Origin of the sequence: Allorhizobium undicola ORS 992 = ATCC 700741, assembly GCF_000621665.1 — a bacterium.
In the GTDB taxonomy this organism is placed as follows: Bacteria; Pseudomonadota; Alphaproteobacteria; order Rhizobiales; family Rhizobiaceae; genus Allorhizobium; species Allorhizobium undicola.
On the sequence record NZ_KK211328.1, the window covers coordinates 1,288 to 14,261 of the forward strand.

Annotated in this window: 13 protein-coding genes; 7 read left to right on the forward strand and 6 right to left on the reverse strand. The window is 61.1% G+C overall.

Annotation, left to right across the window (positions count from 1 at the left end):
• Window positions 1-104 precede the first annotated feature (104 nt).
• On the forward strand, window positions 105-1,637 hold the full coding sequence (locus T424_RS0119375) for a helicase HerA-like C-terminal domain-containing protein (RefSeq protein ID WP_027489176.1): 1,533 nt from the start codon (window positions 105-107) through the stop codon (window positions 1,635-1,637).
• A gap of 417 nt (window positions 1,638-2,054) precedes the next feature.
• Here the strand turns inward: T424_RS0119375 and T424_RS0119385 are convergent, their stop codons facing one another.
• The gene (locus T424_RS0119385) at window positions 2,055-2,477 is read right to left on the reverse strand and encodes an organic hydroperoxide resistance protein (protein ID WP_027489177.1); all 423 of its coding nucleotides are present in this window, start codon (window positions 2,475-2,477) and stop codon (window positions 2,055-2,057) included.
• Between T424_RS0119385 and T424_RS23165 the strand changes: the two genes are divergently transcribed.
• Both T424_RS23165 and T424_RS0119390 read left to right on the forward strand, forming a co-directional pair.
• Window positions 2,476-2,610: a hypothetical protein gene (locus T424_RS23165; protein WP_269076453.1), complete on the forward strand. Its 135-nt coding sequence runs from the start codon at window positions 2,476-2,478 to the stop codon at window positions 2,608-2,610. The two genes, T424_RS0119385 and T424_RS23165, sit on opposite strands and share 2 nt — an antisense overlap.
• Complete coding sequence (locus tag T424_RS0119390) at window positions 2,607-3,062, forward strand: MarR family winged helix-turn-helix transcriptional regulator (protein ID WP_027489178.1); 456 nt, start codon at window positions 2,607-2,609, stop codon at window positions 3,060-3,062. Before T424_RS23165 ends, T424_RS0119390 begins: the two co-directional genes overlap by 4 nt.
• On the opposite strand, the gene T424_RS0119395 is transcribed toward T424_RS0119390, so the two are convergent.
• Window positions 3,063-3,776, reverse strand: coding sequence for a L,D-transpeptidase (locus tag T424_RS0119395; RefSeq protein WP_027489179.1), 714 nt, complete (start codon window positions 3,774-3,776; stop codon window positions 3,063-3,065).
• A 211-nt stretch (window positions 3,777-3,987) separates the two neighbouring features.
• Window positions 3,988-4,839: a L,D-transpeptidase gene (locus T424_RS0119400; RefSeq protein WP_037068513.1), complete on the reverse strand. Its 852-nt coding sequence runs from the start codon at window positions 4,837-4,839 to the stop codon at window positions 3,988-3,990.
• 281 nt (window positions 4,840-5,120) lie between these two features.
• Between T424_RS0119400 and T424_RS0119405 the strand changes: the two genes are divergently transcribed.
• Complete coding sequence (locus tag T424_RS0119405) at window positions 5,121-5,753, forward strand: NAD(P)H-dependent oxidoreductase (RefSeq protein WP_027489181.1); 633 nt, start codon at window positions 5,121-5,123, stop codon at window positions 5,751-5,753.
• Window positions 5,754-5,822: 69 nt separating this feature from the next.
• Here T424_RS0119405 and T424_RS0119410 read toward each other — a convergent pair whose 3' ends face one another.
• Window positions 5,823-6,845 carry a hypothetical protein gene (locus tag T424_RS0119410; protein ID WP_027489182.1) on the reverse strand — a complete coding sequence of 341 codons (1,023 nt, stop codon included), beginning with the start codon at window positions 6,843-6,845 and terminating at the stop codon, window positions 5,823-5,825.
• A gap of 61 nt (window positions 6,846-6,906) precedes the next feature.
• On the reverse strand, window positions 6,907-8,382 hold the full coding sequence (locus T424_RS0119415) for an MDR family MFS transporter (RefSeq protein WP_051559322.1): 1,476 nt from the start codon (window positions 8,380-8,382) through the stop codon (window positions 6,907-6,909).
• 220 nt (window positions 8,383-8,602) lie between these two features.
• Here T424_RS0119415 and T424_RS21610 point away from each other — a divergent pair, with 220 nt between their 5' ends.
• The 3 genes from T424_RS21610 to T424_RS0119430 all read left to right on the forward strand — a co-directional run bounded on the left by T424_RS21610 (window position 8,603) and on the right by T424_RS0119430 (window position 11,888).
• Window positions 8,603-9,172 carry a MarR family winged helix-turn-helix transcriptional regulator gene (locus T424_RS21610; RefSeq protein ID WP_084268596.1) on the forward strand — a complete coding sequence of 190 codons (570 nt, stop codon included), beginning with the start codon at window positions 8,603-8,605 and terminating at the stop codon, window positions 9,170-9,172.
• Between the two features lie 165 nt (window positions 9,173-9,337).
• Entirely contained in the window at window positions 9,338-11,089 is a 1,752-nt protein-coding gene (ggt, locus tag T424_RS0119425; protein ID WP_027489184.1) for a gamma-glutamyltransferase, read from the forward strand.
• 142 nt (window positions 11,090-11,231) lie between these two features.
• Window positions 11,232-11,888 (forward strand): glutathione S-transferase family protein, encoded by a 657-nt coding sequence (locus T424_RS0119430; protein WP_027489185.1) that lies wholly within the window; start codon window positions 11,232-11,234, stop codon window positions 11,886-11,888.
• Window positions 11,889-12,011: 123 nt separating this feature from the next.
• Here T424_RS0119430 and T424_RS21615 read toward each other — a convergent pair whose 3' ends face one another.
• A complete protein-coding gene (locus T424_RS21615) occupies window positions 12,012-12,938 on the reverse strand; it encodes a LysR family transcriptional regulator ArgP (protein WP_051559308.1) in 927 nt (308 codons plus the stop codon).
• Window positions 12,939-12,974: the final 36 nt, after the last annotated feature.

Below are 12,974 nucleotides of genomic sequence, written 5' to 3' on the forward strand. Positions count from 1 at the left end.
CGACATGCTTTTTGCAACGCATGTCGTCATCGCAAAACCGCTCCACACTTTTGCGCGACATGCTGTATCCTCCCCCCAAATCACCCAGAAAAAAAGGAGAGGCCATGCCCCAGACCGGCGATATTTTTCTTGGAGCAAGCCGCACTGACGAAGGTGGATTTCAGGCGGCCGAATATCTGGCGCTGAAATTTGCCAACCGTCACGGCCTGATCACCGGCGCCACCGGCACCGGCAAGACCGTGACCCTCCAGGTGCTGGCAGAGGGTTTTTCCGCCGCTGGCGTGCCGGTCTTCTGTGCCGACATCAAGGGCGATCTTTCCGGCGTGGCAGCGCAAGGCGAGCCAAAGGATTTTCTTTTGAAGCGCGCCGGGGAAGTGCAGCTTGCGCCTTATGATTTCACCGGCTTTCCGGTGATCTTCTGGGATTTGTTCGGCCAGAAGGGGCATCCGGTGCGCAGCACCGTGGCCGAGATGGGCCCGCTTTTGCTGGCCCGCCTGCTTGATGCCAGCGAGGCGCAGGAGGGCGTGTTGAACATCGCCTTCAAGATCGCCGATCAGGGCGGGCTTGCCCTGCTGGATCTCAAGGATCTGCAAGCCCTGCTGACCTATATGGCCGAGGAGGCGGAGGCGCTTTCGGCGCGTTTCGGGCTGATTTCCAAGGCCTCCGTCGGCTCGTTGCAAAGGGCGCTTCTGGTGCTGGAGCAGCAAGGGGCTGCACATTTCTTTGGCGAACCGGCCCTCCCCGTCACCGACATCATGCGGATTGCACCGGACGGGCGCGGCACGATCTCGGTGCTTGCCGCCGACAGGCTGATGCTTTCGCCACGCCTTTATGCCAGCTTCCTGCTCTGGCTTTTGTCCGAACTTTTCGAGGAACTGCCGGAAGTGGGCGATCTGGACAAGCCGAAACTCGTTTTCTTCTTCGATGAGGCCCATCTTCTTTTCAAGGATGCGCCGAAAATCCTGATCGAACGGGTGGAGCAGGTGGTGCGCCTTATCCGCTCCAAGGGTGTGGGCGTCTATTTCGTCACCCAGAACCCGCTGGATGTGCCCGAAACCGTGCTGGCGCAATTGGGCAACCGCGTGCAGCACGCGCTGCGTGCCTATACCCCGCGCGAACAGAAAGCGGTAAAAACCGCCGCCGAAACCTTCCGCGCCAACCCCGCCTTCGACACCGCAGAGGCCATTACCGCGCTTGGCACCGGCGAGGCGCTCGTCTCCACGCTGGAGGGCAAGGGCGCGCCCGCCATGGTGCAGCGCGTGCTGATCCGCCCGCCCGCCGCCCGCATTGGCCCGCTGAGCGATGGCGAACGCGCCAGCCTTCTTGCGCAAAGCCCGGTGGCCGGTCTTTATGAAGCGGTAAAGGACAGGGAATCGGCCTTCGAAATCCTCCAGCGCCGCGCCGAAAAGGCCGCCGCCGCCGCAGAGCCCGAAAGTGCTGCAAGCCGCTGGAAACTGCCGGGCTTCGAAGACGAAGACGCCCCCTCCCCCGCCACAAGGCAGCGCGGCAGCGCCCGCCCGCGCGAAACGGTGATCGAAGCCGCCATGAAAAGTGCCGCCCGCTCACTGGCAAGCCAGGTGGCCAACCAGATAGGCCGCGCCCTGGTGCGCGGCATTCTGGGCAGTTTGAAGCGCTAGAGAATTTTCAGGAAAAGTGGAAACCGTTTTCCGTCCGAAAATTCGTTATAACAGCGACTTAGAGTAATGTAGGTGAGCTCCTGCAAAGTACACGACGCTGAGGAATGCCGGGTTGGCCTACCCCCCTCTGCCTTGCCAGGCATCTCCCCCTCAAGGGGGGAGATTGCAATGCCGGCAAAGCGCCATCCTTCAACGAGTATTGGCGATGACGGCCTTTTTCAGGAATTCAGGCAGGGCCTTCATCTTTCCGATCTCCCCCCTTGAGGGGGAGATGTCCGGCAGGACAGAGGGGGGTAAGCCACACGCAAAACCGTAGCGTCGTGTACTGTGGAGCCCCTGCTCACCGGAAACGCTCTAAAACGTAAAACCCCGAAGCGGCCGCCTCGGGGTTTTACTGACTGCATCACAAAGTGCCGATCAGGCGAGCTTTGCCGAGACTTCCGTGGAGGTGCGCATGGCGTGGCTGTAGGGGCAGACGATATGGGCGGCTGCGACCAGCTTTTCGGCAACATCACGCTCTACGCCCGGAATTTCAACGGCGATCGACACTTCGATGCCAAAGCCGGTGCCGTCTTCACGCGGGCCGATGCCCACCGTTGCCGTAACCTTGGCGTCTTCCGGCACCTTCACCTTTTCCTGCGCGGCAACATATTTCAGCGCGCCGAGGAAGCAGGCGGAATAGCCTGCGGCGAAAAGCTGTTCGGGATTGGTGCCGGTTGCGCCGTTGCCGCCAAGCTCCTTCGGCGTGGTCAGCGTCACGTCCAGCACGCCGTTTTCCGAAATGGCGCGGCCTTCGCGGCCGCCCGTCGCAGATGCCCTGGTGGTGTAGAGAATTGCCATGATCGTCTCCATTCTGGATTTGGCAGCGGCTTTCGCTGCGGATGGATTTTATGTAGCACGCAATTTAATTGTGCGCAATAGATTTTTGCGCATTGATTTCCCCATCGGCTATTGCGATAGATTCTCATCATGACGGATGATCTTGAAGCCTATCTGACACTGGACCAGCAATTATGCTTTGCCCTTTACGGGGCAACGCTGGCCGTGACCCGCACCTATAAGGGGTTGCTGGAGCCGCTGGGGCTGACCTATCCGCAATATATCACGCTGATGGCGCTGTGGGAGAAGGATCACCAGAGCGTCAAGGCGCTGGGCGAAAAGCTGGGGCTGGATTCCGGCACGCTTTCTCCGCTGCTCAAGCGCATGGAACAGGCAGGCTTCATTGCCCGCCAGCGCCATGCCGGAGACGAGCGGCAGGTGGTTATATCCCTGACGGATGAGGGCGCGCGCCTGAAACACGAGGCAAGCAGCGTCATGGCCAGCCTGGGTGCCGCCATGGGCTGCGGGCTTGAGGAAATGAAAGCACTGCGCCAGCAATTGCAGGACCTGCGCGACCGCCTGAACGGCGCGCAGGACAAGGGCTGATTATTGCAGCACGATGATGCGGGCCTTGTTTGGCACGCGGTCGTAAAGGTCGATGATGTCCTGGTTCATCAGGCGCACGCAGCCGGAAGAAACGGCCTTGCCGATGGAATTCCACTCCGGTGAGCCGTGCAGGCGATAAAGCGAATCCTGCCCGTTCTTGAATATGTAGAGCGCGCGCGCACCCAGCGGGTTCATCAGCCCCGGCGCCATGCCGCCATTGGCGGCGGAATATTGGGCAAGCTGCGGCTGGCGGGCCACCATTTCATCCGGCGGGGTCCATTTCGGCCATTTCTGCCGCCACTGGATCACGCCTTCGCCAGACCAGGCAAAGCCCTCGCGGCCAATGCCTACGCCGTAGCGCATGGCGGTGCCGCCCTGCTCCACCAGATAGAGAAAGCGGTTGGGCGTATCCACCACCACCGTTCCCGGCGGGTAGCCTGTGGGGTCCTGCACGCGCTGGCGATAATAGCGCGGCGGGATTTGCCGGTATGGGACGGCGGGAACCACGAAGCCGCCATCGACCATTTCACCATACATCACATCCAGTTCCGGATCGGAACCGCTGAGCGGTGCCGAAGGGGAAACCATGCCGCCGGCGCTGGCGGTCTGGAAGGGTGGCGGCGAATAGGTGGAGGCGCAACCGGAGAGAAATGCGGCGGCCCCAAGCCCTGAAAAGGAAAGGAAGGCGCGGCGGGAAAAGTCGTTCGATGTCATATAAGCACAGAGTTCCTGCTGATCAGCCTGCGGCAAACGGCTGAAGCGCCGATTTGTTCCACGGAAATATATGCGCCCGCGCCGCGGCAAAAGCCACCGCGGCCCGTGAACACTATTTCACTTTTATGCGATGAAGCATGGCGAAAATGCGAGGAAAACAAGGCGAAGCCCACGAAGCCTGACACCGTGGGAAAGCTGCCACAGGAAACCGTCAGAGCACCACGATTTCGGCGCGCTCGCCGGCGCGGTTATAAAGATCGATCACGTCGTGATTGAACATGCGCACGCAGCCGGAGGAAACGGCCTTGCCCACGGACTGCCAGTCCGGCGTGCCGTGAATGCGGTAAAGCGTATCCTTGCCGTTCTTGAAGATGTAGAGCGCGCGCGCACCGAGCGGATTGTTCAAGCCCGGCTCCAGCCCGCCTTCCGCCGAGGCGAAATGTTTCAGATCCGGCTGACGGCCAACCATCTCGTCGCTTGGCGTCCAGCGTGGCCATTTGCGTTTGAACTGGATGGTGCCCCGGCCCTGCCAGGCAAAACCCTGCTTGCCGAGCCCCACGCCATAGCGCATGGCGCGGCCCTCGCCTTCCACGAGATAGAGATAATGCGCCCTGGTATCGACCACGATGGTGCCGGGCCGTTCATTGGTGACATAGGCAACCTCCTGCCGCAGCAGGCGTCTGTCGATCCGGTCCAGCGGCAGGGCGTTGATGGTGTGGCCCTCATCGCGGGTCTGCTGGTAGAGCGCTGCCTGCGGCGGACGCGAAAAGGGCGAAGGCTGGGCGGCCGCCATGACGGCGACAGGCCCGCCGGGCGAAACCGCCGCCGGCATGGCGCTGGTGGTCAGCGGGTCGGTGGCTGGCATTCCATAGCCCTGCACGCGCGAGCCGGTGAAAAGGTTCTTGAACTTGTCGGCCGGGGTGGCGGGCGGCGGCGGGGCGACCTTTTCATTCCACACCGGCGTGACCTCGGCGGCAAATACATCCGGATTGACGCGCGTGGTATCGGTGACAAACAGGCAACCGCCGAGAACAGATAGCGACAAGCCGCTTGCCGCCAGCATCAGCGGGCGGAAAATTCGGCGTAAAATTGTGTCATGCAACATGGCGGACCTGCTTCGAGTCTATCCTGGATGCGGCAAAACTGACAGGCGCGGCTGGTGCGAGGCTGGCGTCTGGGCGCGCCCGTCGTCGCTCGCCGATTGCTGCGGTACAAAAATAGTCGCGCATCGCAATTGCCAGAAACAGGGGCCGTGCCTACATGAAAACCGGCGGTGCCGGAGGCTTTACGCCATGTGCGGACCCGTTGCACAGCTGTTCAAACAATGACCGAAAGACATGTTTCATGCTTCTTGAAAAACTGAACTGGCGTTATGCCACCAAGAAAATGGACCCGGCAAAGGCCGTACCGGAAGACAAGGTGGAGCGGATCGTGGAAGCCGCGCGGCTTGCGCCAACCTCCAGCGGGCTTCAGCCGTTTCAGGTTCTGGTGGTCACGAACAAGGAGATCCGCGAAAAGATCCGTCCTGTGGCGTGGAATCAGGCGCAGATCACCGATGGCTCGCATCTCTTGGTTTTCGCAGCCTGGGACAATTACACCGCCGAGCGCATCAACATGATGTTCGACCTCGTCAACGACGAGCGCGGCTTCAAGAATGAAGGCTGGGAAGCCTACCGCCAGAAGCTGCTGGCCGCCTATCCGGGCCGCCCGGCAGAGGAAAATTTCGAACATGCAGCCCGCCAGAGCTATATTGCCCTTGGCCTTGCCTGCGCCGCAGCCGCCTTTGAAGGCGTGGACGCCACGCCGATGGAAGGCTTCGACCCGGCCGCCGTGGATGAAATTCTGGGCCTGCGTGAAAAGGGCCTGCGCTCCGTCACCATCCTGCCGCTCGGCTATCGCCAGCCGGAAGGCGACTGGCTGGTCAACCTCAAGAAGGTTCGCCGTCCGCGCAAGGATTTCGTGATCGACGTCAAGTGATAGCGAGAGCATCGTGCCGCGCCACGGCACAGGCACGATGCTTACCCAAAGCTTTCAATACCAAAGCTTTCAATGGTTGCAATCGGCCAGCGCCGTCACCGGGGCATTGACGATCATCAGACCGAAAGACGGGTAAAGCGGTGTCAGCACGGCTGTCACCTCCGGGGCAACGACCCAGACCGCCCGGTCCTTGCTGCTACAGGCGCCGTTGCGGGCGCCGAACACCTCCTCCAGCGCCCCTTGCGTCTTGTCAAAGCCCTTCATGTCATTATCGCCGGTGGTCAAAAACAGCGCCGATGGCTTGCCGAACATCGGCACACCGCACAGACGCAGGGTGGCCGAGAGCATTCCAATGCCGTTCAGGCCCTGCGGCATGGCAATATCCAGTGCCGCCGAGCAGGAATCGAGGCGGCGGTTCTCCGCCTCGCCATAGGGTGCCAGCCAGTCCTCCATGGCTTTTGCATCGGTCCAGGGCGGCGGCGATGCCTTGACACGCTGCAAAAGCAACGTCAGCGCCGCCTTGTCCACCAGCGCTGCGGCGGATGCGGAACTAACCGAGCAATTGGCATCCGGCGGGCTGGAGGCCAGAAGCGTGAGCTGCACGATAGCCTCGCCCTCATGCTCTTCCAGCCGCCAGGAAAGCGACCGCCCGGCCTCGGCTGCCTCTGCGCCTTTCAGCGCCCAATTGGCGCGATTGTCATCGCTGCACGCCGGATCGGATGGACCGAAACGTTGCACAAGCTGCTGGCGCAGCGCCTCGCCTGCCGCGCGGTCGCGAAGCCGAAGTTCGATGAGCGTGCCATGCACCTCGCCATGGATCATCGGCAGCACATAGGCCAGCCCCGGCACATTGCCGGTGAGCTGATGCAGGCTTGCCGTCTCTTCCGGCGGGGAAACCAGACCGGCGAAATGCCCGACCAGCACGGCCTCGTCGCCCAGCGATTTTTCGGTATCGGCAAGCCGTTCAATGATCCTTGCCCCGTCTTCGGGTGAAAGGAAGCCCGGATCCGGCTGTTCTGCCAGGGCCAGACCGGGCATGAGCCAGAACAGGATGGCGGCAAGCCGGGCAAGCGGCGCAAAGGGCAGGATCATGGAGACTTTCGGCAGGATGTCGATTGCCGCAAGGCTATCATGGACCAGCCATCACCGCAAATCACTCCGCCATTGCCGGCTCGGCCTGGCCGCCATGCCCCCTCGGCAATTGCACATTGCGCAGGCAAAAGGCCGCAAGCATACCGCAGCCGATGATGACCGACATGGAAACGAAGACCGGCCCGAAGGCATGGGCATAGGTTTCGGCCACGAAGGCATGGGATTCGGGCGAAAGGGCAGCCAGCGCGGAAGGCGTCAGTTCCTCGATATTGCCCACGCCCGGAATATCGGCCGCGCCATGGCCCATGGAACTTCCCAGCACCGCCCCATAGATGGAAATGGCAATGGAGGCGCCACCCATGCGCGTCAGCGTCACCGTGCCGGTGGCGGCGCCGACGTCGCGGGGATTGGCGGCGTTCTGCACCCCGATCACCGGCACCTGCTGGCCGATGCCGACGCTGATGCCGTGCATGAGCATGAGGAAGGCGATGAAGGCCAGCGGCGCACCCACCGGAAGCTGGCTGAACACCGCAAAGGCAATGCAGCTTCCAGCCCCGCTTATGATCGCGAAAATCTTGTAGCGGCCGGAGCGGGCAATCAACCGGCCGCTGGAGAGCGAGCCGATGGCAATGCCGCCCGTGGTGGCGATGAACAGAAGCCCCGCCCCGGTGGGCGAAAGCCCGGTGGTGGTTTGCAGATAAAGTGCGACATAATTGACCGAGCCGATGCCAACCGCCCCGCTGGCCAGCGACACGATCAGCAGCAGCGGAATGGTGGGGTTGGAAAACAGTCCGAGCGGCACGATGGGCTCTGCCACGCGCGCCTCCACCTTGACCCACACGAAAGCGGCAAGCGCGCCGAAGCCAATGACGGCAAGGCTCTGCGGCGCAAGCAACGAACCGAAGATCTGCCCGCTATCGGCCCAGAAAACGACGCTGGTAACGGCTGAGGCCAAAAGCAGGGCGCCCGCATAATCGACCTTCGGACGGCGGAGCGGCTTGCGATAGGGCAGAAACAGCGCCAGACCGGCAAGCACCACCATGCCGATGGGCAGGTTGACGAGGAAGATGGAGCGCCAGCCGAAGGCCTCGCTCAGCGTGCCGCCAAGTGTTGGCCCCACAGCGCCGGAGGCCATCAGCACGAGGCTGGAATAGCTTTGATAGCGGGCCCGCACGCGCGGCTCGAACAGGTCGGCATTGACGGAGAAGATCGACACCATGATGCCGCCGCTGCCAAGCCCTTGCAGGACACGCGCGGCAATCAGCGTATTCATCGAAACCGCCAGCCCGCAGACCAGCGAGCCGATGGTGAAGATCAGGATCGCCGTCATCATCACATATTTTCGGCCGAACAGATCACCCAGCTTGCCGTAAAGCGGCATGACGGCGCTGCTGGCCAGAAGATAGGCGGACCCCACCCAGCCGAAGCGCTCAAGCTGCCCGAACTCCCCGACAATCGTGGGAAGGGCCGTGGAAACGATCTGGTTATCCAGCGTTGCCATGAACAGCGCCGCCAGCAAAAAGGCAAACAGCACCATGCGCAGACGTTTGTCCGGCACCAGCGATTGAAATTCGGGCGTGGAGGATGTGGCCGCGCCAAAAGGGCTGCCGGCTGCATGGGAGGCGGGTTGATCCATGAGAATTCACTTCATTGGGAGTGCGGCAAAAGGATGCGGGGCGAGAAAATAAATGTCAATGGCATATATTTGCTAATGTCACACATTTTCTTGAGCCGCAGGCTGTGGTAGAAGATGGGCCATGACAAAATCGTTCCCGCCTTTGCCGCCCGTTTTGCCGTCCGCTCCCCTTTCCGTCGGGGCAGAGGAAGACCGCCGTCAAGGCATCCTCAAGCGTTTGGGCGACGATCTCGGCAGGTTGCGCCTGATGATGGGCCGCCGGCTGATTTCCCGCGTGGCCCTGAGCCGGCTTGGCGAGGGCCACGGGCTGGAACTTTCGCATTTCGACGTCGTGACCTTCGTGGCCCGTCACCAGTCGCGGCAGGCCGTGACGGTGGGCATGGTGGCAGAGCAGATGCGTGTGGACCCCTCCCGCGCCAGCCGTGTGGTGAGCGAGCTGGTCAAGCGTGGCTTTCTGCGCCGGGAGGCCTGCCAGAGCGATGCCCGCCGCACCATCGTTCGCCTCAGCCCCGAGGGTGAAAAGCTGGCCGATTATTTCGCCTCCATCCGCCACGAGGTCGTTTCCCGCACGCTGGAGGAATGGGACGAGGCAGAGCTTGCCCTGTTCGAACCGCTTTTCGACCGCTTCATTGCCGCCTTCGAACAGCGTGCCGCAGGCCTTGAAAGACCTCTGGCAGACCCGCCCGACTGAGCCTGACGGCAAAGCCCGAGCATTTCCGGACGGAAAACCGCTTCGCACTTTTCCTGGAAATGAGTTTTTTTAACGCATTTCCGGACGGAAAACCGCTTCGCACTTTTCCTGGAAATGCTTATGCTCCCCCCATTGTTTCGCAATACAATTATTATGGAGAAATTGATGGGCCTGTCCGCCAGGAAATATCTTGCCTCCCTCACCGCCCTTTCCCTGCTTGCCGCAACGCCCGCCCCTTCTTTTGCCGCCGTGCCCGCCCCCGTGGAGGGCAAGAACGGCATGGTCGTCACCGCCCAGCATCTGGCAACCGATGTCGGCATCGACGTGTTGAAGCAGGGCGGCAATGCCGTGGATGCGGCCGTGGCCGTGGCCTATGCGCTGGCCGTGACCTATCCGACGGCGGGCAATATCGGCGGCGGGGGCTTCATGACTCTGCGCATGGCCGATGGCCGCACGGATTTTCTGGATTTCCGGGAAAAGGCTCCCCTTGCGGCCACGAAAACCATGTATCTCGACGACAAGGGCGAGGTCGTGCCGCGCGCGAGCCTTGATGGCTATCTGGCCGTCGGCACGCCCGGCACCGTCAAGGGGCTGGAACTGGCGCGGGAAAAATACGGCAGCAAGGAGCGCGCCACCCTTCTTGCCCCGGCGATTGCCCTTGCCCGTGACGGCTTCACCCTGACTCAAGGGGACGCTTCTATCCTTGCAGGCGGCGCCAAGCGGCTGGCGAAGGATCCGGAAGCGGCAAGGATCTTCCTCAAGGCCGATGGCACCCCCTATGGCGAGGGCGAGGTGCTGAAACAGCCCGATCTTGCCCGCGTTCTGGCCGATATTGCCGAGAAGGGGCCGGATGCCTTCTACAAGGGCTTGCCCGCCGAGGCCATCGTCAAGGCCAGCCAAGCGGCCAGGGGCATTCTGGTCAAGGCCGATTTCGAGCAATACAAGGTGCGCGAAATCAAGCCCGTAGAATGCGATTATCGCGGCTATCACATCATTTCTTCGCCGCCACCCTCTTCCGGCGGGGTCATTATCTGCGAAATCCTCAACATTCTCGAAGCCTATCCGCTGTCGCAGCAGGGCTTTGGCGCCGCCTCCACCGTCAGCCAGATGACAGAGGCCATGCGCTATGCCTATGTGGACCGCAATGCCGCCCTTGGCGATCCGGATTTCGTGAAAAACCCGCTGCCGAAAATGCTGGACAAGGCCTATGCCGCCGAAATCCGCCAGAAGATCGAGCCGGGCAAGGCCGGAAAATCAGCCGATCTCAAGCCCTTTGGCGGCAAGGAAAGCACCGAGACCACGCATTTTTCCATCATCGACAGCAAGGGCAATGCCGTTTCCGTCACCTATACGCTAAACGGCTCCTTCGGGGCGGGCGTGGTGGCCCCCGGCACCGGCATCCTGCTCAATAACGAGATGGACGATTTTACCTCCAAGCCGGGCGTGCCCAATCTTTACGGGCTGGTGCAGGGCGAGGCCAATGCCATCGCACCGCAGAAAACCCCGCTTTCCTCCATGAGCCCCACCATCATTACCCGTGACGGCAAGCCCTTCATGGTGATCGGCAGCCCCGGCGGCTCGCGCATCATCACCATCACGCTGGAAGCCATTTTGAACGTGGTGGATTTCGGCATGGATATTTCCATGGCCGTCAATGCGCCGCGCATTCACCATCAATGGCAGCCGGACAAGATTTTCTATGAGCCTTACGCCCTTTCGCCCGATACGGTCAAACTGCTGCAATCCATGGGCTATACGCTGGAAGGTGGCAATGACGGCCCCGTCTGGGGACAGGCGGCCGGCATTCTGGTGGGCGGCAAAAGCCTGGCCGAGATCAACAAGGCCGAAGGCAAGGCAAGCGGCTATTTCGGCGCCGTCGATGCCCGCGCCGTGGCAGGCTCGGCCAAGGGCTATTGAGTGAAAGCAACCGGCTTTGCCGTTCAGGCGCTCTTTTCATCGCAGAGCATTTCCCGCAAAACTCTATCCGGTTTTGCGGGAAATGCTTCAAAACGAATTCCGATAAGGAATTACACAGAAAAACATCTCAAGGGAGTGAACCATGCTCAAGGTCTATGGCTGCTACAAATCCCGCGCCACGCGCGTTCTCTGGCTGACGGAGGAGCTGGAACTGGCCTTCGACCACATTCCGGTGCTGCAAGCCAACAAGCTGGAAAATCCCACCGCCCCGGATGCGCCGATCAACACCCGCTCGCCCGCCTTTCTGGCCGTCAACCCCTTCGGCGGCATTCCGGCCATAGAGGATGACGGGCTGGTGCTGTTTGAATCGCTGGCCATCACGCTTTACCTCGCCAAGCAGTATAGCGACGGCAATCTCGGCCCGAAGGATCTGGAGGAAGACGGCCAGATGATGCAATGGGCGCTGTTTGCCGCCACGGAAATCGAAGCCAATGCGCTGAAAATCTCCAAGATCGCCGCCGATGGCCGCATGGACAGCGAAGCCGGCAAGGCAGAGGCCGAAGTGGCCGCCCGCCTGCTGCAACGCCCCTTCAAGGCGCTGGAACAACATCTGCTCAACCGTCTCTACATGGTGGCCGACCGCTTCACCGTGGCCGACATCAACACGGCTGAAATCCTCCGCTACGCCCAGAATTACAAGCCGCTGATGGAGGCCTATCCCGCCATCGCCGCCTGGCTGGAACGCTGCCAAAGCCGCCCGGCCTTCAAGGCCATGTGGGAAAAGCGGGCAGCCGAATAATATCGGCAGACTTCTGGCCAGGTGTTTAGTCCCGAGAAAAGTGCAGTCACGGTTTTCCGTCCGGAAATGCGGGAAACAAAAGCTTAAAGCGCATCCGGTGAACCTTTGTTCGCCGGACGCGCTCTAGCATTTCGATTTCGTGGGAGTGTTATGGGCGCAAGCTTCCGCGACAGGATGCAGGTGCTGGGCAGCGGTCTTGACCACGGCAGTGTTCAAATCCATCAAGGCAGGACTCACGGCTCTGGACCATTGCCAAAACAACGGCACATCCAGCTTGTGTTCGGGTGCAAGCTCCACCAGATCGCCAGCCTCTATATACGGTACAGCCAGGATTTCAGGCACGAGCGCCCATCCAAGGCTTTGACATACGCCGTTTGTGATCGCCGTTGTGGAGGGTAGCTGGTGGAATGGATAGCCGCTGTCGTAGTCAAGGCAGGCTGAAAGCCAGTTCGAATGAAGCTCGTCCTTGTTACCATAAACCAAAGCCGGGGCCTTGCCTGCCGCATCGGGGGTCAATCCGTCAGGCATCCACCTTGCGTGAAAACTCGGTGAGCAGACCGCCCTGTATCTCAGGGCGCCGAGCGGTCGGGAGTCGCAACCAGTCACCGGATTCCCCTCGGCCGTTACCGCGGCGGTGACAAGACCCTTACGAAGCCATTCGGCGCTATGGTGCTGGTCGTCGATGACCAGGTCATAGAGCCATGGCCAGTCGGGTGCGAGCGCTTTCAAGAACCAGGTTTCCACGCTATCGGCGTTCACGGCTATGCGGATAACGCTTTGGCCTAATGCACTGTTCTCGATCGAAAGTTGAGTTTCAAGCGAACGTTGCAAGAGGCTTACACGTTCAAAATGCATGGCAACCATGGTCCCCGCCTCGGTGGCTTGGCACGGTTTCTCACGAATGATGAGCGGAATTCCGAGCTGGTCTTCCAAAGCTTTTACTCTTTGAGAAACCGCCGAGGGCGTGATGTGCAGCAGGCGCGCGGCCCTTTCAAAACTGCCTGATCGCAAGACCGCGCTAACTGCCTCCATCTGCCCATAATCCATCATTAGAATTCCTTCATTTGGCTAAAGATATTTAACTTT

Excerpts from the sequence above, each read along its gene's own strand:
- T424_RS0119415 (WP_051559322.1), bottom strand. The coding sequence starts at position 8,382 with ATGGTGCTGTTTGCCTTTTTGCTGGCGGCGCTGTTCATGGCAACGCTG.
- T424_RS0119375 (WP_027489176.1), top strand. The coding sequence starts at position 105 with ATGCCCCAGACCGGCGATATTTTTCTTGGAGCAAGCCGCACTGACGAA.
- T424_RS23165 (WP_269076453.1), top strand. The coding sequence starts at position 2,476 with ATGATCGTCTCCATTCTGGATTTGGCAGCGGCTTTCGCTGCGGATGGA.
- T424_RS0119390 (WP_027489178.1), top strand. The coding sequence starts at position 2,607 with ATGACGGATGATCTTGAAGCCTATCTGACACTGGACCAGCAATTATGC.
- T424_RS0119405 (WP_027489181.1), top strand. The coding sequence starts at position 5,121 with ATGCTTCTTGAAAAACTGAACTGGCGTTATGCCACCAAGAAAATGGAC.
- T424_RS0119410 (WP_027489182.1), bottom strand. The coding sequence starts at position 6,845 with ATGATCCTGCCCTTTGCGCCGCTTGCCCGGCTTGCCGCCATCCTGTTC.
- T424_RS21615 (WP_051559308.1), bottom strand. The coding sequence starts at position 12,938 with ATGATGGATTATGGGCAGATGGAGGCAGTTAGCGCGGTCTTGCGATCA.
- T424_RS21610 (WP_084268596.1), top strand. The coding sequence starts at position 8,603 with ATGACAAAATCGTTCCCGCCTTTGCCGCCCGTTTTGCCGTCCGCTCCC.
- T424_RS0119395 (WP_027489179.1), bottom strand. The coding sequence starts at position 3,776 with ATGACATCGAACGACTTTTCCCGCCGCGCCTTCCTTTCCTTTTCAGGG.
- T424_RS0119430 (WP_027489185.1), top strand. The coding sequence starts at position 11,232 with ATGCTCAAGGTCTATGGCTGCTACAAATCCCGCGCCACGCGCGTTCTC.
- ggt (WP_027489184.1), top strand. The coding sequence starts at position 9,338 with ATGGGCCTGTCCGCCAGGAAATATCTTGCCTCCCTCACCGCCCTTTCC.
- T424_RS0119400 (WP_037068513.1), bottom strand. The coding sequence starts at position 4,839 with ATGCTGGCGGCAAGCGGCTTGTCGCTATCTGTTCTCGGCGGTTGCCTG.
- T424_RS0119385 (WP_027489177.1), bottom strand. The coding sequence starts at position 2,477 with ATGGCAATTCTCTACACCACCAGGGCATCTGCGACGGGCGGCCGCGAA.